Annotated in this window: 19 protein-coding genes; 11 read left to right on the plus strand and 8 right to left on the minus strand. The window is 63.1% G+C overall.

Annotated features, from left to right (window positions below; genetic code table 11):
• Positions 1-128: 128 nt before the first annotated feature.
• The 4 genes from ACFOMH_RS07490 to ACFOMH_RS07505 are packed head-to-tail and all read left to right on the plus strand — an operon-like array spanning position 129 to position 3749.
• Positions 129-764, plus strand: a complete 636-nt coding sequence (locus ACFOMH_RS07490) for a CerR family C-terminal domain-containing protein (protein ID WP_377743635.1) — start codon at positions 129-131, stop codon at positions 762-764.
• Positions 761-1705, plus strand: coding sequence for an HlyD family secretion protein (locus tag ACFOMH_RS07495; protein ID WP_377743637.1), 945 nt, complete (start codon positions 761-763; stop codon positions 1703-1705). The genes ACFOMH_RS07490 and ACFOMH_RS07495 overlap by 4 nt, the downstream gene beginning before the upstream one ends.
• Complete coding sequence (locus tag ACFOMH_RS07500) at positions 1702-2631, plus strand: ABC transporter ATP-binding protein (RefSeq protein ID WP_377743639.1); 930 nt, start codon at positions 1702-1704, stop codon at positions 2629-2631. Before ACFOMH_RS07495 ends, ACFOMH_RS07500 begins: the two co-directional genes overlap by 4 nt.
• Entirely contained in the window at positions 2628-3749 is a 1122-nt protein-coding gene (locus ACFOMH_RS07505) for an ABC transporter permease (RefSeq protein WP_374427174.1), read from the plus strand. Before ACFOMH_RS07500 ends, ACFOMH_RS07505 begins: the two co-directional genes overlap by 4 nt.
• Here the strand turns inward: ACFOMH_RS07505 and mprF are convergent.
• Positions 3746-6388 (minus strand): bifunctional lysylphosphatidylglycerol flippase/synthetase MprF, encoded by a 2643-nt coding sequence (gene mprF, locus ACFOMH_RS07510; RefSeq protein ID WP_377743642.1) that lies wholly within the window; start codon positions 6386-6388, stop codon positions 3746-3748. The two genes, ACFOMH_RS07505 and mprF, sit on opposite strands and share 4 nt — an antisense overlap.
• 209 nt (positions 6389-6597) lie before the next feature.
• Between mprF and ACFOMH_RS07515 the strand changes: the two genes are divergently transcribed.
• From ACFOMH_RS07515 to ACFOMH_RS07530, 4 genes are all read left to right on the plus strand, one after another.
• Positions 6598-6831, plus strand: a complete 234-nt coding sequence (locus ACFOMH_RS07515; protein ID WP_377743644.1) for a hypothetical protein — start codon at positions 6598-6600, stop codon at positions 6829-6831.
• A complete protein-coding gene (locus tag ACFOMH_RS07520) occupies positions 6828-7685 on the plus strand; it encodes a hypothetical protein (protein ID WP_377743645.1) in 858 nt (285 codons plus the stop codon). Before ACFOMH_RS07515 ends, ACFOMH_RS07520 begins: the two co-directional genes overlap by 4 nt.
• 256 nt (positions 7686-7941) lie before the next feature.
• On the plus strand, positions 7942-9342 hold the full coding sequence (locus ACFOMH_RS07525; protein ID WP_377743647.1) for a plasmid recombination protein: 1401 nt from the start codon (positions 7942-7944) through the stop codon (positions 9340-9342).
• Positions 9339-10085: a hypothetical protein gene (locus ACFOMH_RS07530; RefSeq protein ID WP_377743648.1), complete on the plus strand. Its 747-nt coding sequence runs from the start codon at positions 9339-9341 to the stop codon at positions 10083-10085. The genes ACFOMH_RS07525 and ACFOMH_RS07530 overlap by 4 nt, the downstream gene beginning before the upstream one ends.
• Here the strand turns inward: ACFOMH_RS07530 and ACFOMH_RS07535 are convergent, their stop codons facing one another.
• Both ACFOMH_RS07535 and ACFOMH_RS07540 read right to left on the minus strand, forming a co-directional pair.
• Positions 10086-11258: an ATP-binding protein gene (locus ACFOMH_RS07535; protein WP_377743650.1), complete on the minus strand. Its 1173-nt coding sequence runs from the start codon at positions 11256-11258 to the stop codon at positions 10086-10088.
• 48 nt (positions 11259-11306) lie between these two features.
• On the minus strand, positions 11307-11558 hold the full coding sequence (locus ACFOMH_RS07540) for a helix-turn-helix domain-containing protein (RefSeq protein WP_377743651.1): 252 nt from the start codon (positions 11556-11558) through the stop codon (positions 11307-11309).
• 125 nt (positions 11559-11683) lie between these two features.
• Between ACFOMH_RS07540 and ACFOMH_RS07545 the strand changes: the two genes are divergently transcribed.
• A complete protein-coding gene (locus tag ACFOMH_RS07545; RefSeq protein WP_377743653.1) occupies positions 11684-12277 on the plus strand; it encodes a hypothetical protein in 594 nt (197 codons plus the stop codon).
• 120 nt (positions 12278-12397) lie between these two features.
• The gene (locus ACFOMH_RS07550) at positions 12398-12955 is read left to right on the plus strand and encodes a metallophosphoesterase (protein ID WP_377743655.1); all 558 of its coding nucleotides are present in this window, start codon (positions 12398-12400) and stop codon (positions 12953-12955) included.
• 377 nt (positions 12956-13332) lie between these two features.
• Here the strand turns inward: ACFOMH_RS07550 and ACFOMH_RS07555 are convergent, their stop codons facing one another.
• The gene (locus tag ACFOMH_RS07555; RefSeq protein ID WP_377743656.1) at positions 13333-13701 is read right to left on the minus strand and encodes a helix-turn-helix domain-containing protein; all 369 of its coding nucleotides are present in this window, start codon (positions 13699-13701) and stop codon (positions 13333-13335) included.
• A 46-nt stretch (positions 13702-13747) separates the two neighbouring features.
• Between ACFOMH_RS07555 and ACFOMH_RS07560 the strand changes: the two genes are divergently transcribed.
• Complete coding sequence (locus ACFOMH_RS07560; RefSeq protein WP_377743658.1) at positions 13748-14239, plus strand: NADAR family protein; 492 nt, start codon at positions 13748-13750, stop codon at positions 14237-14239.
• Here the strand turns inward: ACFOMH_RS07560 and ACFOMH_RS07565 are convergent.
• The 4 genes from ACFOMH_RS07565 to ACFOMH_RS07580 are packed head-to-tail and all read right to left on the minus strand — an operon-like array spanning position 14223 to position 20147.
• Complete coding sequence (locus ACFOMH_RS07565; RefSeq protein WP_377743910.1) at positions 14223-15182, minus strand: PfkB family carbohydrate kinase; 960 nt, start codon at positions 15180-15182, stop codon at positions 14223-14225. The two genes, ACFOMH_RS07560 and ACFOMH_RS07565, sit on opposite strands and share 17 nt — an antisense overlap.
• Before the next feature lie 21 nt (positions 15183-15203).
• Positions 15204-17144 carry an HAD hydrolase family protein gene (locus tag ACFOMH_RS07570; protein WP_377743659.1) on the minus strand — a complete coding sequence of 647 codons (1941 nt, stop codon included), beginning with the start codon at positions 17142-17144 and terminating at the stop codon, positions 15204-15206.
• Positions 17141-18241, minus strand: a complete 1101-nt coding sequence (locus tag ACFOMH_RS07575; protein ID WP_377743661.1) for a hypothetical protein — start codon at positions 18239-18241, stop codon at positions 17141-17143. The genes ACFOMH_RS07570 and ACFOMH_RS07575 overlap by 4 nt, the downstream gene beginning before the upstream one ends.
• Complete coding sequence (locus ACFOMH_RS07580; protein WP_377743662.1) at positions 18234-20147, minus strand: hypothetical protein; 1914 nt, start codon at positions 20145-20147, stop codon at positions 18234-18236. The genes ACFOMH_RS07575 and ACFOMH_RS07580 overlap by 8 nt, the downstream gene beginning before the upstream one ends.
• Position 20148 lies beyond the last annotated feature (1 nt).

The raw sequence follows: 20148 nt of genomic DNA on the forward strand, positions 1-20148 counted from the left end.
TACGCTCTCTGGGTTAATAATCGGTTTGTCCAGACCGGGACCGGGCTGAAAACGCAGCCGTGATGGGCCGGGGCGGGGCGTGGCGGATATCGCTTGTGATTTAATCAATCGTTTGATTAAATCACCACATGAACACCGATTCGCCCCCCGCCGGCACTCGCGCCGCCCTGATCTATGCCGGATTGCATCTGTTCGGCCGCGACGGCTTTGCCGCCAGTTCGACCCGCGCGCTTGCGGCCGAGGCCGGCACCAATATCGCCTCGATCGCCTATCATTTCGGCGGCAAGGAGGGGCTGCGCCATGCCTGCGCCGAAGAGGTCGCGGCGCGTGTGGCCGAGGTCGCCGGCCCGCCCGAAACGCCGCCGCAGATGCCCCCCGAAATGGCACTGGCGCGGCTTGAGACGATGCTGCGCGCGCTGGTCGCCTTTCTGACCCGGGGTCCGGGGGCCGCCGATACGGTCGCATTCATCCTGCGCGAAATGGCCGAGCAGGGGCCGGTATTCGATCTCTTCTATGACCGGCTGCTTTTGCCCAAGCACCGCGAGCTTTGCGCCCTGACCGGCATGGCCACAGGCCGCGACCCCGAGGCCGAGGCCACGAAACTGTTGGTGTTTTCGCTGTTGGGGCAGGCGTTCTATTTCCGCATCGGCCAGCCGCTGATCTGTCGTCGCATGGGCTGGCCCGGCTATGACGCGGCCGCATCGCAGGCCATCGCCGACCGGCTGGTGGCCAATATGCGCGCCGCGCTGGGGGTTGGGACATGATCGGATTTGTCTGTGCGATACCGTTGATTTCGGCGCTGTTTGACGGTTGCAGCATGCCGCCCCCCTTTGCCACCGGCTATGTCGAGGGTGAATATGTGTTGATCGCGCCGCTTGCTTCGGCGCAGCTGCTGGACCTGCCGGTGGCGCGCGGCGACCGGGTCGCGGCCGGTCAGACGGTCGCGGTGATGGAAAGCCGCGATGCCCGCATCACCGTGGCCCAGGCCGAGGGTGCGCTGGCGCAGGCCGAAAATCAGCTGGCCAACCTGCAAGAGGGCAGCCGCAACGAAGAGATCCGCGTGCTTGAGGCCGCGCTTGTCTCGGCCCGCGCGCAGGCGGGCGTGGCCGAGAAAGAGGTCGCCCGCCAGGAAAGCCTGCGCGACCGCAATGTCACCTCGCAATCGCAGCTGGATCAGGTCGAAAGCTCGGCCGAGGTCGCCCGCGCCCGCGTGGCCCAGGCCGAGGCCGAGCTGGCCGTCGCCCGCCTGCCGGCCCGTCCAAAGGAAATCGAGGCCGCGCGCGCCGCCGTCGCCCAGGCCCGTGCGGCGCTGGATGCCGCGAAATGGCAGCTGGATCAACGCCGGCTGACGGTGCCGGCGCCGGGCACCGTCTTTGACCTGATCCGGCGTCCGGGCGAGTTGGCGGGACCGTCGGCGCCGGTGCTTTCCTATCTGCCCGATGGCGCGACCAAGCTGCGCCTTTATGTCCCCGAGGCGGATATTTCGCGCATTTCGGTGGGCGGGCAGCTGCGGGTGAATTGCGATGGCTGTGCGGATGCATCCGCCACGGTGACCTATGTGTCCGAGGACCCGGAATTCACCCCGCCGGTGATCTATTCCCTGCAAAATCGCCAGAAGCTGGTCTATCTGATCGAGGCGCGGCCCGATGCCGGCGCGGCGGCGCTGAAGCCGGGTCAGATCGTCGATGTGGATCTTTCGCAATGACCCGGGCGGCCGCCGATCCCGCACCGGACACGGTCATCGCCGTGCATGGCCTGACCAAAAGCTTTGGTGGCCGCAAGGTCGTCGATGACGTTTCGCTTGGCGTCGAGCGGGGCGAGATCGCGGGATTTCTGGGACCGAACGGGTCGGGCAAGACCACCTGCATCCGCATGATCTGTGGGCTTTTGACGCCGGATGCGGGGCATGGCCAGGTGCTGGGCCACGACATCCTGACCCAGCAGGGCGCGATCCGGCGGCAGGTCGGCTATATGACGCAGAAATTCTCGTTCTATGAGGATCTGTCGATCAAGGAGAATCTGGATTTCGTCGCCGGGCTTTACGCGCTGCCGCGCGATGCGGTGCGCGACACGCTGGCCGATCTGGGCCTGACGTCGCGCAAGGATCAGCTGGCGGGAAGCCTGTCGGGGGGCTGGAAACAGAGGCTGGCGCTGGCCGCCTGTATCATGCACGACCCGCAGCTTTTGCTGCTGGACGAACCCACCGCCGGGGTGGACCCCAAGGCGCGGCGCGAATTCTGGGATGAGATTCATGCGCTTTCGGCGCGCGGCCTGACCGTGCTGGTCAGCACCCATTACATGGACGAGGCCGAGCGCTGTCACCGCATCAACTATATCGCCTATGGCCGGCTGGTCGCGCATGGCACGGTCGCGCAGGTGATCCGGGATGCCGGGCTGGTGACTTATACGGTCACCACCGACCGCCCCGGCCGGGTGGCGGGGCAGCTGGCCGGTCAGCCCGGTGTCGATCAGGTCGCGCCCTTTGGCGCCAATCTGCATGTCACCGGCACCGATCCCGCCGCGCTTGAGGCCGCGCTGCGCGGGCTGGGCGTGGCGTTCCAGCCGACGGATACCAGCCTTGAGGATGTCTTCATCCGGTTGATGGAGCAAAGCCGGGACAATATGGCATGACCGCGATTTCGCTGAGCCGTCTGCGCGCATTGCTGGTCAAGGAACTGATCCAGATGCGCCGCGACCGCGTCACATTCGCGATGATGCTGGCGGTGCCGCTGATGCAGCTGATGCTGTTCGGCTATGCCATCAACAACGACCCCAAGCATCTGCCGGCCGCGCTTGTGGCGCCGACGCAGGACAGGTTCACCCGGGCCATGGTTTCGGCGCTGGAACTGACGGGCTATTACGATTTCCGCTATCCCACCGCCTCGGCGACCGAGGCCGAGATGCTGATGGCGCGTGGCAAGGTGGCCTTTGTCGTCACCGTGCCCTCGGATTTCGGACAGCGGGTCGAGCGCGGCGACGATCCCCAGATCCTGATCGAGGCCGACGCGACCGATCCCGCCGTCGCCTCGGGCGCTATCTCGACCCTGGGCACGGTGGCGGACAAGGCGCTGCGGCGCGAACTGGGCACGGTGGCGGCGGCGCGGGCACCGGTCGAGATCGTCGTCCACCGCCGCTATAACCCCGAAGGCATCACGCATTACAATATCGTTCCGGGGCTGATGGGTGTCATCTTGCAGATGATCCTGGTGATGATGACGGCGATGGCGCTGACGCGGGAAATCGAACGCGGCACGATGGAAAACCTTTTGGCCATGCCCGCCACGCCGATCGAGATCATGCTGGGCAAGGTCATGCCCTATATGGCGGTCGGCGCGGTGCAGGTGGCGGTCGTGCTCATGGCGGCGCGGGGGCTTTTCGGGGTGCCGTTCATCGGCAGTCTTGGCCTGCTTCTGCTGGGGGTTTTCATCTTTGTGCTGGCGCTGGTGATCCTTGGCTATCTGATCTCGACGCTGGCGCGGACGCAGATGCAGGCGATGCAGCTGACGTTTTTCGTCTTTCTTCCGTCGATCATGCTGTCGGGATTCATGTTCCCGTTCCGGGGCATGCCGGGTTGGGCGCAGGCCCTGGGCGAGGTGCTGCCTTTGACGCATTTCCTGCGTCTGATCCGGGCGGTCATGCTGAAAGGGGCGGGTTTTGCGGATGTCGCCCAGCCAATGGCGGCGCTGTCGGTATTCGTGATCGTGCTGGGCGCGCTGGCGCTGAGGCGGTTCCGGCGGACGCTGGACTAGGCTTCCCGTTCCGCGCCCCGTTCCCCCCCGCGCGAAATCAGCCGCGCCGCATCCGCCAGCGGCAAAAGCGGCGGCAGCCCCGAAGGCGTCGCCAGATAATGCGGCACCCAGTCGGGGTCGAACTTGGCCTTGAAGGCGCGCAGCCCCTCGAAATTGTAGAACGCCCCGCCATGGCGATAGGCAAGCGAGCCAAAGCGATCCCACAGCCGACCGCTGCGCTGGGGCGACAGGCCCGACAGCGGCGCCATGCCCAGCGAGAACCGGGCAAATCCCCGCGCCTTCATCTGCAACAAAAGCTCGGTGAAAAGGAACTCCATGGTCCCGGCCGGGGCGTGCAGCGAATGCCGCATCAGATCGACCCCGCAGCAATCCTGACGGTCGGTTTGCAGCAGATTGGCGAACGCCACCGGCGCGCCGTCCAGACGCACCACCGCAAGCGGCCACATGTCCAGCCAGTCGCGTTGAAAGCGGCCGACCGAAAAGCCCTTTTCCTGCGATTTCTTCAAGGAAAGCCATTCGTCCGAAATCGACCGCAGCCGCGCCATCAGCCCGGCGTCATGGGGCGGATACATCAGTTCCAGCGTCAGCCCGTCGCGGCCGGCGCGGGCATGGGCGGTGCGCAGCCGCTTGCGCGACGGCCCCTCAAGCGAAAACCGCCTTAGATCGACGACCGCCTCTTCGCCCATCTTGTGCAGCGTCATGCCCAGATCCAGCATCAGCGGCACCGCCTCGGGGCCGATCTGGTAAAAGACCGGGCGGACGCCATCGCGGCGGGCGGCGTCGACAAAGGTATAGGCGACCTCTTCGGCCGATTCCGGCTCGCCGATCGGGGCGCCATAGGCCAGCCACGAGGTGCCCGCGACGCCGAACATGACAAAGGCGCGGCGGTCGTCGGAAAGCAGGATCGTCTTGTCGCCAGTCAGCGCGAAACAGGCGGCGGGATCGCCCTGCGCCATGGCGATGGTCCGGGCCGCCGCCAGCTCGTCCGCGGTGGGCGGACAGGCGCGGAACCGCGGCGTGCGCAGCAATAGAAACAGCGATCCCGCCCCGACCAGCAGGCTGGCCAAAAGACCCGAGCGCAGCGCCCGGGGCGCGTTGGCGTCGGTCGCGAACTGCCACCACAATTCATGCGCATAGGGCGTGCTCTTGTGGGAAAAGAACATCACGAAGCCGACGCCCAGAATGGCCGCCAGCAACAGCACCACCCAGCCCGGCGTCAGCGCCGCATGGGTCAGCATCGAACGGCGGTGAAACGCCCGCCGGAACGGCATCAGGATCAGCACACCCACGATCAGCGCGGTCGCCTGTTCGGGCTCGACATTCTGCACAAGCGAGATGACGGCCCCCGTCAGCATCGCCAGCATGGTCAGCCAAAGCGCGCCAAGGCTGCGCCGCACAAGCCCCAGCGACAGCACGATCAAAAGCGCCCCCAGCGCGCTGGTCAGCAGCGCGGACCCCTCGATGAAGGCGAGCGGGAAAAAGGTTTCGGCGGCATCTGCCGCCTCGGTCATGGGCGGCAACAGCGAGGACAGCGACATCCACAGCCCCGAGCCAAAGACCATCACCGCAAGCAATAGCGGCGCCAGCGGCTCGACCGCGCGAAAGGCCGGTTCGGTGGCCGAGAAAAGCCGGCCCATCCGGTTTTCCCAGCGCCGCCCCGAAACCACGCGCCACGCCTCGAACAGCGCCAGCAGAACCAGCGCGGCGGCAAAGGGAACCAGATAATAGATCAGCCGGAACAGCAAAAGCGCCGCCGCGATCTTGTCGATGCCGCCGGCGGCGGGCAGGGCGGCGATCATCACCGTCTCGAACACGCCGACGCCGCCGGGCACATGGCTGATGATGCCGGCCATGGTGGCGGCGGCGAAAATCGCCAGGAATGTCAGGAAATCCGGCGCGCTGCCCGTCGGCAGCAACAGATACAGCGTCAGCGCCGACAGGCTGATATCGCCCAGCGAAATCAGCAGCTGCGCCGCCATATTGGCCGGCGAGGGCGCGTTCAGCGTGAAGCGGCGGATCTTCATCTGCCGCTGCGAGACCGAGGCCCAGATCAGCGGCCCGAGAATGCCCAGCACCGCCAGCACCGCCATAAGCCGCACCATGTCCGGCCCGAATGGCAACAGCCCGGCCAGCGCGGTCGGATGCACCGCAAGCGCGGTCAGCCCGACCAGCGTCGCCGCGATGCCAAAAGCGACCGAGGTGAAGGTCGAGATGGCGGCGATGTCATAGCCGTCCAGCCCAAGCCCGGAATAGACCCGCCAGCGCACCGCCGCGCCCGACACCGCCGTCAACCCGATGGTATTGCCAAAGGCATAGGCCAGAAACCCGCCCATCAGCGCCACCGGCGGCGGCAGCCGCTTGCCGATATGGCGCAGCGCCGACCAGTCGTAACAGGCCAGACAGCCATAGCCCGCCAATGTCGCGACCATCGCCGCCCCGATCACATGCCAGGGCGTGGTCATGATCTGATGGGCGACGGCCTGAATATCCACCGGCTCCAGCAGACGATACAGCGCCATGATCCCGGCGCCGAACAGCAGCAAAGCCGCAAGATAGGGCAGCAATGCCCGCAACTGGCTTTTCTGGCCGCTCCGTTCCGGGGCGGCGGCACTGTCGCTGGGCTTTGTCGTCAACGTCATCTGCTCTTTCATCGGCCTTGGTCCCGTCCGGCGCCCAGTGCCGCGCGGCGGTCGTGGCGGTCTCGGTCGCAGGATCAGATACACCCAGAGATGTGCGACGAACAGCGGGCGCGTCAATTTGGATGATTTACCGCCGCACCAGCCCCCCATCGCGGCTTTGACGCATCAGGAAAAGACCAAAGCATCGCAGGGATGCAGGTGCCAAAGGGATGCGGATTGTCGTGGGGATCCCGATCGGCGCGCAGGACAGCTTGGAGGCGGGTACCGGAATCGAACCGGTCTTCACGGATTTGCAATCCAACTCGCTTTCGTTCTACCTCAATAGCTTAGTTATCAAAGAGTATCAGGACATTGGGCGAACAGCCGATGAACATGATACCGCCACTTTTCATGCAAACTCCGGTGGCCGCGGCCCGTGCAAAATGCAGGGGTGGCCGCAATGAGCTGGAAAGTCGCCACCCTTTGCTCTGAGCGGCGTTTCGGCAGCCCTGTGCGCAAGCAGATCATCATGTACCTCGCTGACAAGGCCAGTGATGACGGTTCAGGCATCTGGTGCAGCAAGGGTACCATCGCACGGCAGACAGAGTTGGGCGAAACCACAGTTAAGCGGGCCATCTCCGAGTTTCTGTCGGAGGGGGTTCTGGTTGAAACCGGGCGTCGCGCCTGCATGAACGGATACACTGCGATTTACCGGATCGACCTTGACGCTGTCGGGCTTCTGGAGGCGATCTGTGACCCCAACATGGGGACGGGGTCCAGAGTGGACGGGGTCCGCTGCGGACCCGGTAGGGGTGCCAGCCCGGACGGGGTACCCGGTCCGCAGCGGACCCCAAACAATCCTAAAACCATCCGGAAACCCCCTACGCGCGGGCAAGCGCGTGAGGAGGAGGTGGTTCCTGAGTTGGAAAAGGCCTGGAAGGCATATCCTGCGGATCGCCGTCGGGATCAGCGGACTAGCTTGGAACGGATGCGACAGGCGTTATCCGAGATTTCGCCCGATGAACTCATTGCCGCCGTGAGGGCCTACGCCGTCGAGACCGAGGGTTTTACGCGGTCGAAAGTGAGTTTCAGCGACAACTGGCTGCGCGATGAAAAATGGCGGCGGCATATCGATGACCTGAGGCGGCGCAAGGCCGAGACAGAGGCGGCTGCCGAAAAGCAGCTCGGCCAGATCGCAGCATGGGTGAAAGCGCGGCACGGGATGTGCAAGCATCTCACCAAGGCGCAGGTTGTCGACGCGGTAGAGCGCGGTCTGATCTCGCGGCAGGAAGCACACGCAGCGGGGGTTATGCGATGATGGTCGTGCTTGCGCTCCCATCCTCTGCCACCGTGCCCGTCATTCCGGCCGCGTACATTGTCCCTGCAAGTCCAGCCCGAAGCGCCCACCATAAGGCTGGCGAAGGGCGGGGCTTGCAGCCATCAGTGGTGGCTTCGATCCGGGACGGATCGGCGGCGCAGCCGCTTGCGGGGTCGAGGGGCGCAGCGTCCTCGCCGACATGTTGCTTGCAACATAATAGTCGGTCCATATTGCGTTTCGTCGGTAACGGGGGCGCATGATGGCTGGCCCCCAGTTCTTCCGAATTCAGTCGTTCGCGGCAAAGGCCAACCCGGCCGGGCAGTCTGTCGCTCAGATCCTTGGCGAAGCGGCTCGGCAGCCGAAGTTTTCCACCCATGTCAGAAACCCGCAGCCGCCATTGGTGGTCTTTGGTCTGTCGCCCGACCAAGTGGCAGAGAAGCATGCCGAGATGGTTGCCGGAGGTGCGGTTACGGTCAGGCTGGCCGATGGCAGCGTAAAACAACGGGCCGTTCGCAGTGACCGGCACACGCTGATGACCGCGATTGCCTCGCACCCCCACCTGACCGCGCAGGTTATGCAGGATGCCAGCGCGAATGCCGACTATCAGACTTGGGTTCGGCTGAACGTTGCGTTCTTCCAGACACTTTACGGTGAGCGTCTGGTCAGCGTGGTCCAACACCTGGACGAAGAGCATCCCCACTTGCACGCCTTCGTCCTGCCGCTGGGAGATCGGAACTGCTCGGCGCGCGATCTGAACCCTGCATGGACGGCGAAGGTTGAGGCAGAGGCGGCGGCCAAAGCGCAGGGTTTGGATGCAAAGGCAGCGGTCAAGTTGGGGAATGCAGCCTACAAAGACCGCGCCCGGTCGCTTCAGGACCAGTATTATCACGAGGTTTCGTTGTCCGCAGGCCTGACGCGCGACGGACCAAAGCGGCAGCGCCAATCGCGTGCCCAGTGGAAAGCGCGCAAGGCCGAAGCAGACCGGACGGCGCGTATCGTACAGCAGATGGGGGCGCGCGTCGCGGAGTTGGCCGAACAGGAGGAGGCGCTGGAAACCTCGGTCGAAGACCTTGCTGATCGGCTGGATCACGCCGAAGCCCTTTTCGCGGATGCTGAGGCCGAAAGGGCCTTGGCTGCGCAAGAGCGAGCGCGGGCCGGGGCTTTGGCCGATATGGTGGAAAGGGAAGCAGCGGCCCGGAGGTCCGCTGCGGAGGAGGAGGCACAGAAGATCAGGTCAAAAAGGAAACAGGACGCGGCGCTGATCCTGGCCGAAGCCCGGACCAAAGCGGCCCGGCTGACCGATGACCTGCATCAGGCCCGGCAGGCGTTCGAGGCACAGAGGGCCGCCATTGTCCGGCATGCGGCTGCACAGGCCGCATCGGTCGCGGTGCAGGTGGTGCTGGGCGTGCTGACCGGCAAGGTGACCCGCCGCCTGGATGGCGCGGGCTGGGAGGTTCACGACAATGCCCTGCGCCAGAAGGTCGAGGCGCTGGACCTTGGGACTGCGCTGGACGAGGTGGTCTCGAAGATGGCAGCCCTTTGGGAGCGGTTGGTCGGCCGCCTGACAGCAACAGACGTTGCGACTGAACGCCAAGTTGCGGAAGCCACCCTTTCGCCCGTCAAGAAACGCCCGCCAGACGAGCGCATGTCGCCATGACCTCGGAACTGGATGCAAAGATCGCCGCCCTGCGTCAGCGCAGAAGCCGGACCATTGCGGAAGCCGAAACCGAGGCTGCCCGGCTCACGGCTGCGCTGTCGGAACAGGCGACGGGCATCCGGTCTGACCTTATGGCCGAGGCCGAGAAAATTGGCGGCCGGATGGCCTCGGTTCGGCGCCAGGTTCAAGATGCCGAGGCGATGATCGGAAACCTTCGGGCTGATGCCGAGGGGCTTGTTGTGCGTCTTAATGCCAACGAGACCTCTCTCCGGCGGCAGGCACTTCGAGCCGGGTTGGCCCTTGGCGTTGCCGTTCTGGCCGCCGGGATTGTCATTTTGGTGGCGATCTGGACGGGCGCTGCTCTGGTGGAGGAGGCACGCGCAGAGGCCGGGACAATCCGCGCCGGGAACCTGCGGGCTTTGGCCGAGGCCCGGGCCGAAGGCGAACGTGCGCTTGCAGCCTTGGAGGACGGCCTGACCGCGCGGCGCGCTGAGGTGGAGCGGGGAATCGACGAGATCGGCCTGGAGCTGGCGGGCCTTGCCGCTGAGCGGGATGCCGTAAAGGCGGAACTGACCGATTTTGTGGCATTGCGTGATCGCCTTGGTATCCAATTGATCGAGAGCCGGACTCAGCCGGTGATCATCGTGCCTGAGGGCAGGGAAATCCGCCTCTGGCGGGCGGCGGGTCTGCATGAGCTGGCGCGCTATAACGGGCGCATGTACCGCGTGGTGGAGCGCGAGTGATCAGGCGCGCAGGGCCAGCAACTCCTGCCCGAACTGGTGCAGCGGCAGCACCTCGATCCCGTTGCCCTGTGGAAAGGCCTCGGTCCCCGGATAGACGATAATCCGCCGCGCGGGGGTCAGGTCCTCGCAGGCATGGTAAAAGCCGCGTTCGGCCTTTGGGGCCAAGCTGCGCTTGATTTCGACCGCCCAGATCGCGCCCCCTGGCAGGGTCAGCACCAGATCGACCTCGGCCCCTGCGCCGCTACGGTAGAACTGCGCCTGCGTGTCGTCCGGCATCAGGTCATGGGCGGTCTCGATGACAAGCCCTTCCCAACTGGCGCCTGCGACCGGGTGGCCCAACACGTCATCCAGCGTGGTCAGCCCCAGAAGGGCATGCAGGATGCCGGTGTCGCGCACATAGATGCGGGGCGATTTGACCAGCCGCTTGCCGGTGTCCGAATGCCAGGGTTCCAGCCGACGGACCAGCATCAGATCGACCAGCAGGTCGAGGTAGGAGGCGACGGTTTTGGCATCGACCCCAAGCGCGCGGGCCAATTCGGCGGCGTTCGACAGGCCAGATTGCCGATGCGCCAGCATGGTCCAGAAGCGCCGCAGCGTCTCGGCTGCGATGCGGGGGCCAAGGGCGGGGATGTCGCGTTCCAGATAGGTGCGGATGAAGTCACGCCGCCAGCGCAGGCTGGCCTGATCGTCCTTGGCAAGGAAGCTGTCAGGAAACCCACCCCGCAGCCAAAGGCGGTCCAGATCGGCGGTGGGCACTTCCATCGCATCCAAGGGCGCGAGTTCAAGATAAGCGATCCGCCCGGCCAGCGTCTCGCCCGATTGCCGCAAGAGGTCGATGGAGGCCGAGCCGAGCAGCAGGAGGCGGCCGGTGCGAAGGCCCTTGCGCCGCCCCCGGTCAATCAGGCCGCGCAGCGGCTGGAAAAGGCCAGGCATCCGCTGGACCTCGTCCAGGATCATCAGCTTGTCTTCATGCGCCGAAAGGTAAAGCTCGGGATCGGCAAGCTTTGCCCGGTCGGCATCGGATTCGAGATCAAGGTAAAGCGAGGGGCGTGTATTGCCCAACTCTTGTGCCAGCGTGGTCTTGCCAACCTGACGCGGCCCCAAGAGGGCGACGGCGGGGCTATCGTCCAGCAGGGATTTCAAGGTGTCGGTGATACGGCGCTCAATCATCATCCGTGCAATTATGGAGCTTAATTCCCGTTTTCCAAGGATAAAGACCAATCAGAGGCGATCAGGTAGGGCGACCCTGGCTTCAGCCCAGAAGGTGCCAAAGTCGGCTTCAAGCGCGCTCAGGATAACCATCAGCTCGATCACATCCAGCCGCCGCTCACCCAACTCGTACTTCCCAACAAAGGAGGGCGGTTTGCCCAGCCTTGCCGCAAGCTCCGCCTGAGACAAATCGCGATCATTCCGAAGAGCGACCAGCGCTTTCAGAAAGCTGCGATAGGCATCTGAATGAACGCTGCCCGCCAAATCCTGCCTGCCGTTCTATCTCGACAGGATCAGCTACTCCCGTTATAGGATTACCCCCAAAATGGGGGTGAATTGCCGCGCTTTGCCGTGGGCGGCCTCCCACTTGGTGCATGTAGGGGGTATTCATGGCAGAAGAAGCGGCATCCCGGACGGCGCCCGTCACGCCGGATGAGCGGCCCCTTACGGTCTGGCGCGGCCAGGTGGTCTCGGTTGCCGACCGGGTGACCAGCACGACCTATTCTGGCAAGCATCGCGATCACACGCGGGTAAGTTCCCTGCCAGAGGTCTGGATTGCCGATGCCAGTGGGCAGGAGTTTCAGTTCACCGACCTCACGCTGGCGGGCTGTCGGCCTGGGCACATGGTGGTGATCGTCGGCGATCCGGCGAAGAACCGGGTTGTGGGCATGGCCAACCTGACCACGGGGCGGACCTATTATGCGCCGACGCTGGCCATTCTGCCGGTCAACGCCGGACACATCATGGGAATGGTGGTCGCTGCCATCCTGTTCTGTGGCTTCGCCTGGTTTCTGTCGATTGCCATTTTCGGTGAAGTGCGCACACGCCATAGTTGGTGGGCAAGAACCGCGCCTGAGCTGATGTTTTACCTCGCGCTCTTCTTCGCCTGGTGGATGCCGGAGAAGTTGCGACAGAGGGTTAATCGCCGCACCGAGGCTTTGCGCGCCCGGATAGACCGAGAGATCGAGGCCGCAGGGCGATGAATGTGATCGAATGCGCTCCCGGACAGGTTGGGTTCATGGCTTTGGCGATGCCCCCTGATCCTTGACGATGCCGCCGGGGGTGCGGCATATGCGCTGCCCTGTCTGTCAGGACCTGTTACGATGACCCACTGGTACACCGCCGACACGCATTTCGGCCATGAAAACATCATCCCCAACGCCCGCCGTCCGTTCCGGGACGGCGAACATATGGCGGCTGTCCTGATCGAAAGGCTGTGGGACCGTGTCGGCCCCGAAGATGACCTTTGGATCATTGGCGACTTTGCCTTCGGTCCCAAGGCGAAGGACGAAGGCTGGCTGCTGGGCATCTTCTCCCAACTGCCCGGGGCACGGCGGCACCTTCTGGTGGGCAACCACGACAGCGCTTTAACGAAAGGGCTGCCCTGGGACAGCGTCTCGCTGCTGGCCGAGGTCGATGACCCCGAGGCTGACCGGCCGGTGACACTTTGCCACTACCCGATGATCACCTGGAACCACGCCCGTAAGGGCGCGCTGCACCTCTTCGGCCACGTCCACGGCAACTGGCGCGGAAGCACGAACGCGGTGAATGTCGGGGTGGATGTGTGTGACTACTATCCGGTGTCCTTGCGCGAAGCAGCCGCACGCGCAAAGACGCTGCCGCAGAACCGGCATTGGAGGGATGTCGAGCCGAGGGGGTAGTTCCGGCCCTTTGCGGACGTTCGAGCCTCGTCGATGCTGCGCGGCGACATTCCCCGAACCGGCCACTGGATACGGTGCCCAGCATTTCGGGCTGCGGAGCTTCAGCGATGCGGACAAAGGGCTGATGACCCGCCGAGGTTCAAACCGGCGACGGAAGGCCGCAACCCTTTCTAGATGCTCAGCAACATTAATTTTCGCCTTAGCCGCCGGGCCGGCATATTCTCGTTCGCCCTTGCCAGCGAAATAGAATGCCACCTGCATTTCCTGAGGAACGCAAACAGCAAGACAGCCTGTCGACCGTCCCGACAAGCAGGTAGCCGAGCAAGTAAGCTGACATGTATTCCTTCCGTCAGGTACCCGTGTCGCTGAAGGTCGGGTCAGATCTGGCCGTCCGTCTCGTCGGCTTCTGGCAAGCGCAAATCTGCAATAGCGTCTAGGACGCGTCTAATGATCGCAGCCCCCTCAGGAGTATGGTCCCAGATCCGACGCAGGCTCGCATTCGCTTTTGCCCACTCAGTGTCCATTATAATCTCTTCGTCGACTTTCGGCACCTTAACGTTGAGGACTTTGCAGATTTGTACAACATTATTGCTAATCGTCTTGAAATGTCCCGCACATATACGGCCAACCTGACTTGGATGTACGTTCGCTAATCTGCCTAGATCAGCTTTGCTGAGCTTGCTTTCCGCGTATTTGGTCGAAATCCGCTTGTGTAGCTCACTTAATTGATTGCTTGTTGGCTTCATGCAAATTAGCATGTAATAATGCTAGCAGATTTGCAAGGAGTTATCGATGAGCGAGATCCGCTTCTACCGGGCCAGCGAGAAGCCCTTCGGCGTGTTGAGCAACCTCTATCGTCGCGAGATCGAGTTCGAGGGCGAGACGTTCGCCACCAGCGAGCACGCCTACCAGGCGGGCAAGCCGCGCAAGCCAGCGGTGAGGAAGTGGCTAATGGAGGCTCCATCGCCGGCGCTTCTGGCAATGGCGGCCCACGGTCTCTACTACTGGGACGTGGCCCCGGGCTGGTCGACCTCAAAATTCGATCGCATGCGGGCTGTGCTGCGGGCGAAGTTCACGCAGCATCCCGATCTCCTCAAGCTGCTTCTCGGAACCGGCGACGCGAGGCTCGTCGAATCGGCGACCGAAGACAACCAGGTCAATCGGCTATGGGGCGAGGTCAATGGGGTCGGCCAGAACAAGCTCGGGGAAATGCTAATGGAGCTTCGCGCAGAGTTGCGAGATCAGGGCGCGGACTCTGACACATGTCTTACGGCAGCTGAGTGAAGCCCAGGTTAGGAGCTGAGCGGATGTTTAGAATTTCGCGCACGAACCTGGCGCCCCGGTTCTTGAACAAGCCACGGGCGCCGGCGTACGCGCAGTTCTCGGCGGCGAGACGCTGACCCGCGACGATCCCTTCGAGCAAATCCGCCGCCTTGAGGCAAGAAGTGCCGAATTCGTTGGCGAGGATCCAGTCAATCACGCCGACGCTGACCATGTCTCCCGAACCGCATGTGTCCAAGACCGTAGGAGCGTTGATCGCGTCACACCAGGTAGTTCCCGCCGCATCGCGCACCTCGAGACCCGCAGCGCCGTAAGTAACGATGCGAACACACTTGTGGAGGCGGTCTGCCAAACGATCGCCAAGCCTGTCATCCGAATATTTCAGAATTGTTGCGAGCTGCACGGCCTCATCGAAGAGATCACTGTCCTTGAAGTCGGACGGCTCGAAGAAGATGACCGCGCCCGCCGCACTCGCCGTCCTCATCGCCTCGAGGATGCCGTCTGATAGCCGGTCGGCATAGAAAATCGAGCATTGCGTAAGCATATTCAGCGCAGGTGCAACCTCGGCGTGGCTGATTGGCTCGTATCGCGGCAACTCCTCGCGCGTCTCCGGGCACAAGAAGCTGAATTCATGTTGCCCCAATTCGGTGTTGAGTTCCTGCGCCAGCACGGGCGACCGAAGGTCGGTGCGTCGGGAAATGAAGCGTGTCGTCGCGCCAGCCTGAACGAACTCGTCAATCAGTCGGTAGCCTGCATCATCATCTCCGAGCGCTAGAACCGGCGCCACATGGCGGTGGAGCATCGCCAGAGACACAAGCACGTTCCCGCACGAGCCGCCCAATGCCTCGTCGAAGAGATTGCCATCAGCGTAGATGCGGTCGAGCACCGTGAAACCGGTGCCGGCGACGTCGATGCGATATTCGAGGTTTGGAGGCGAGTCGTGCATGCTCACTTATGCAGTCGCTCCCTACCTCCTGTCGAGGCCAAGTGATGCGACATCGAGACGAACCCATCCGAAGTTCGATGGTACCAGAGCGCACAGTATGGTGAGAAGTGCATTCGGACCCGCCGGGCCTGAACCGAACAGAGACCAGCAGCCGTTTGCAGCGCCGCACACTTCTCCGACGCTTATGCCGTAGGGATGAGAGAGAAGAGCGTGATCATTCCCTGGTCGGGAACCGCTGTCTCCGCAGCATAGGACCTCGACTCCAATGGGCAGATCGGCCTTGATCATGTTGACGACGGAGAGCTTGCTCGAGGCTGTCGGGACAATGTCGTAGCTGTGTCCGGATCCCATGACACGGACTCGGCCGGACGCGAATGGCGCGCAGCTTTCTAAGTCGACTGGGAAGCGGTAGGGATGGCGCAGCTTGTCCATTTCGACAGTAATCTGCACCTCTCGGTGCTTGAATTTGTGGCAGAGGAATAGATCGCTGCGCTCATTGAGAAAGGTCGCGGTCTCGGTGATCGCCGTATTCGCCGGTGCGCGATCCTGGTCAACGTCGACATCCGCCATGCGGATATGCCCCCCGTTGTAGTAGCCAATCGGGATCGACGAAAGCATGTCGGCGGGCAGGACCTTCCTCAATTCTTCTCCCGCCGAACCGCCGCGGCCCGTCGCGAACCCGATCCTGAGCCCGGCCCTATGCAGTCTGATCAATTGGTCGACAATCCCTCTATCCGGCGTGGAGTAGCGCCCGGCGGTCGTCACGATCGTTCCATCGTAGTCGAATACTGCACCGCCAATGTCCGCCTCAGCCAGTGTCCGCAAGCGCTCCCGGCCGATCAGGTGAAGAGGATCGTCATCGGGATCGTGGGAATCAGATTTTGAGATGGCCGCGCGTTTGTGCCGAACGTGCGGAGGCAGGGCTCGGGCTAGATCCGTTAGCGAACGGTCATAATATATCGCGCGCCCAAATTCGCCAATGCCGGGCTTCCCGGGGTCGATACCGACAACTGTCCCCATCGCCTCTATGATGCTGAGCCCATCAATCATCGCGAGCGCATTGTCGAGTCGACCGCATGACCGCTGGTCGACAACATCCCGGCGAAGCGAATGTGGAAGGAGATCGCTAATCGCCGCCCACGTCGCTCGAGTGTCTGTGCCCGTGAGTGCGAGGACCATCGTTTCGTCCTGCCGGTGGTGGAGCCAGCCATGGCGACCATGCGCCAGGTTGCGGAAGTCTGTTGTCTGGACATGGCACAGCGAAGCCTCCCAAATCGACGTGTCGAGAAGTACGGACAGCGGCTTCAAGTGCGGATCGCCGGCAACCACCAAGGTGTCGCTTCGCCGCAGTGACGAGAGGCGGGTAGCCATCGATATTCGATGAGCGGGATCCCGCATCTCTGCGAGGCGGAAAGCGATCATACCGAGGATGTGGGCGGCACCCCTCGGGTCACGCGATGCCCCGTCGCAGGCGAGGAGCAGCGCAAAGACAGAGGAAACTAGCGAATGGGTCGCCAAGTAGCCATCTTTCGGATCGGCGACCGGCACGATGTGGACGATACCGCCTCCGGCCTCAACAAGGCGTGCCGCCGATCCGTCGGCGTTGCGGGTGACAAGATGAACCTTCCTTCCCCCGCGGTCGAAGGCGGCCTGCGAGGCAGCCGTGGCGTCAGGATTGTCGCCGCTGGCGCTGAACAGCCAGATATCAGTCTCGGAGAGGTCATGGTGGTCGGCCACCAGTTCCATTGGTGTCTGAACGGTCGTCGGGCCGAAACACAGCGTGTCGCGGCAGCGGGCGAGATATTCGGCCACAATCGCCGAGCCGCCGGACCCGATTGAGAGGGCGTGGCGGTGGGCACCGCCCGTGAGCGCCGCTGCCAGCGGCCCTGCATCATATGTTTGAAACAGGTCGAGCGTGCTGGGGAGGGCGTCGAGCTTCGCGGTAAAGACGTGCGTCGTCATTGAGCCGGCACCACTTCGCCGTAGCTCGCGTAGAGCGGGCCGGATAGGATCAGGTGAACGGTCATGTCCGGCGCCTCGTGTGGTCCGATCACCGTATTGTCGAATTGGTAGCTCTCGGTCTCGAGATATTGTACTGCCATGTCGTGCTCGATTGCGGCCATGAGGGCGCCGGCAGCGAGCACTTTGCTTCCCACCGGAGACAGCACCATTCGTGGCTCGTAGGTCCCCTTCATCGTCCGGTCGAAGCGGGTCTTCAGGGTTGAAAGGGTCCGGTAGCAATCGAGCGGGTTCCGTTCCGATGCGTACACGACGTCGCGCGGATCGACTTGCCACTCATCCACAAGCTCCGTGCGGTATTCGGCGAGAAGATCGTCGGCGCGTCGCGGGTTTCGAGCCGGGAAGGGGAGGAGAGGACAGATCTTGTATCGCGATGGGATTGCTGCGCCGATCTGGGTCAGCGCCTGCGCTCTTCCACTGGCCAGCTGTGGGATCCAGATTTGCGCGAGTCCTTGAGCGTCTTCCTCAATGGGTGGTGAGAAGCCCTTAACCGATCCCGCCCGGCTCGATGGAATGCTCAATATCCTGTCGTCCATTTCGGGATTCGAGACGATCATCAGATGGAAGGCACGATTTGGGACACTTTCGCAGTCTTCAAGCAGCATCCTTGCGGCTGGGAAGCCGACACCTATGGAAAGCGCGCTCAGATCGAGGATCACGTCGGTAACCATGTCGGCAACGGGGTGCTCGATGAGACGCGATACGATGCGGGAGCCGCTCACCGGCGCACCATCGTCGGCGAAGATGTCTATTCTGATTACGATGGAGTCGGGAACGATCTCCTTAAGCGCAGCCTCGTTCTCGTTCGCCTGTTCGATGAGCTCCTGGGACGCCCCCGGACGCTCTTCGCGCACGTAGATTGCTGAAAGACGGGATCCGAGCGTTTCGGCCAGCGTCTGAGATATACGGCGCGATCGCGGGTCGAACCCCGCCGCGGCCACCAGCAAGACGTGACGCGAAGGGTCGCCGAAGTAGTCGGAGATGAAATCGTCGACAGCATTATCGAAATTGGTGATGCAGTTCTCCCAATGCTTACGCATCGATCAGTCCCGCAGCTCTGCGTAGATATTCGACCTTCTTGGGAAGAAAACCTCCCCGATTGAATGTGAGGCCGTACACTAGACCGACCGTCCCAGTGAGCTCAATCAGCGCCCACAGCTTGCCGCCCTGCCCATAGTTCCGTTCGATCGTGATTGCGCCGTGCGCTATGGCGTACTTCAGGACTGAGCCGAGCTCGTCGTCGAACGACATCGCCTCCATTTCCTCCTCGAGGATGCCAATCGCGTTCGCGCCTGCACCAAGGGGGGCATTGGGTAGCAGGGACTCGGCCCTGCAGTCGACTCCTATGGCGTCGACCATCTGACGGACCCGCTGGGCGTGTGGAAAAGCCCATGCGTTCATGATCGACGTGGCTTTTCCTATCAGAATCGACTGCTGATCCTTGGCAGGCAATGCCAAGGGGTTGTTACGGATCGCCCTAGTTTCGATATTGGCTACGAGTTCCCCCGCGAACTGTAGGAACACCTCCGTGTTCTCATTGCTCGCGTCGCAGATTTCGTCCACTCCATAGTGGAGTGGGCGATTATATTCGTGGTGCAGGTGGACGCGCGCGCCATGCGCAACATCGGCATCCGCCTTCAGCGGTGATTTAGGGTCGGGATCGATCTCTTCGAAAAGCGAGGGCGTCGAGCGGGCGACGCGGACGTCGTAGCGATGCAGCAGGATGCGCTTCATTGCAAGCGCGACCTCTGGCCCGTCATCGTAGGACTTCGTGCGCCTGATGAAGTCGTCGACGAGGTCGTCGATCTCTTTGCGGCGCGTAGGGCCGATCCTGAGCCTTTTCTGGTCCCTATCGACCCTGCTTTCGAGATCCTTCAACTGCCCAATGCTCAGCTTCGGGGGTTCGCTGGGGACGAGTCGGTCGATATCGGTGGCATTGCGGTTCCGGAGACCTTCGACCATGGGTAGGTAGCGCTTTGCAATGTCCCGCGCCATGGTCCGGAACTGCTTTTTCGACGCGTCCTTCTTCTCGTCGCCCTGCATGCGGATGTCCACGAAATCGCGGCCTTGCGCGCGGTTGTGAGTCGGCTGATTGGCAGGGGAACGCATCACCGCACCCGGGCTAAGGGCGTCCAGCCGCATCATCATCCAGCGACCGAACTTCATCTCCCGATGGGAAAGCATCCCGAACATGGCTTCCAGCTGCTCGTGATGAAGCGCATGGACGTCGTCGAGCATGACGAGCGGGCTCATCTCGATCGTTTCGCCGTTCCAGTCAATGCGGATGCTGCTGATGGCGTCAAAGGGAGCGTAGGGCGCCGTGGCGTCGATTGGCAAGCTGTCGAGCTTCGGAGCCCTCAGCCCGGCGCCGACTTTGTAGATTGCCCGCTGTACGGCGAGCGCGCGATCCCGGATTCCTAGCGCGGAAAGGCCTCCAATCTGCTCGAGATGGGCCTCGTGGTTGGCGCGCGGTATAAATACAATCTCGTCCATTCCGCGTGTGCGATTTGCCGTCAGATTGCGGATGAGACCGAGCATAGCGCGGGCCTGCACCAGCCAGAAGGCGAGCCTGGTCTTAACGGATGGGTCGTAGGGTAGTTCCCAGAACTCGCGGTATTCAGATTCCATAGGCACGCGGACGGCGGCGACCTTCGGCTGTCCGTCCTTGAGGAATCCCGCCTGTGCCAGTGCGTCCGCGAGCGTGCGGTTGATTGGGTTCGTCTCGTCCTTGAGGATCATCTCCACCATGCGGAACTCGGCGAGTGTGGCAAGCATCGTCTTGCCGCTGCCGGGTGCGCCGATGATGCGAACGGGCACCTCGAACATGTCGTCCTTGTTTCGGCTGGTCGCTAGGAAGGTGGTCAGAGGGGCGGGACTAACGATTGAGAGGAAGGATTCGTCCTCCCGAACGTACTCAGTGGCGCGGCGAAGGAAGGGGTTGGCCATG

Source organism: Paracoccus mangrovi, from assembly GCF_042648425.1.
Lineage (GTDB): Bacteria > Pseudomonadota > Alphaproteobacteria > Rhodobacterales > Rhodobacteraceae > Paracoccus > Paracoccus mangrovi.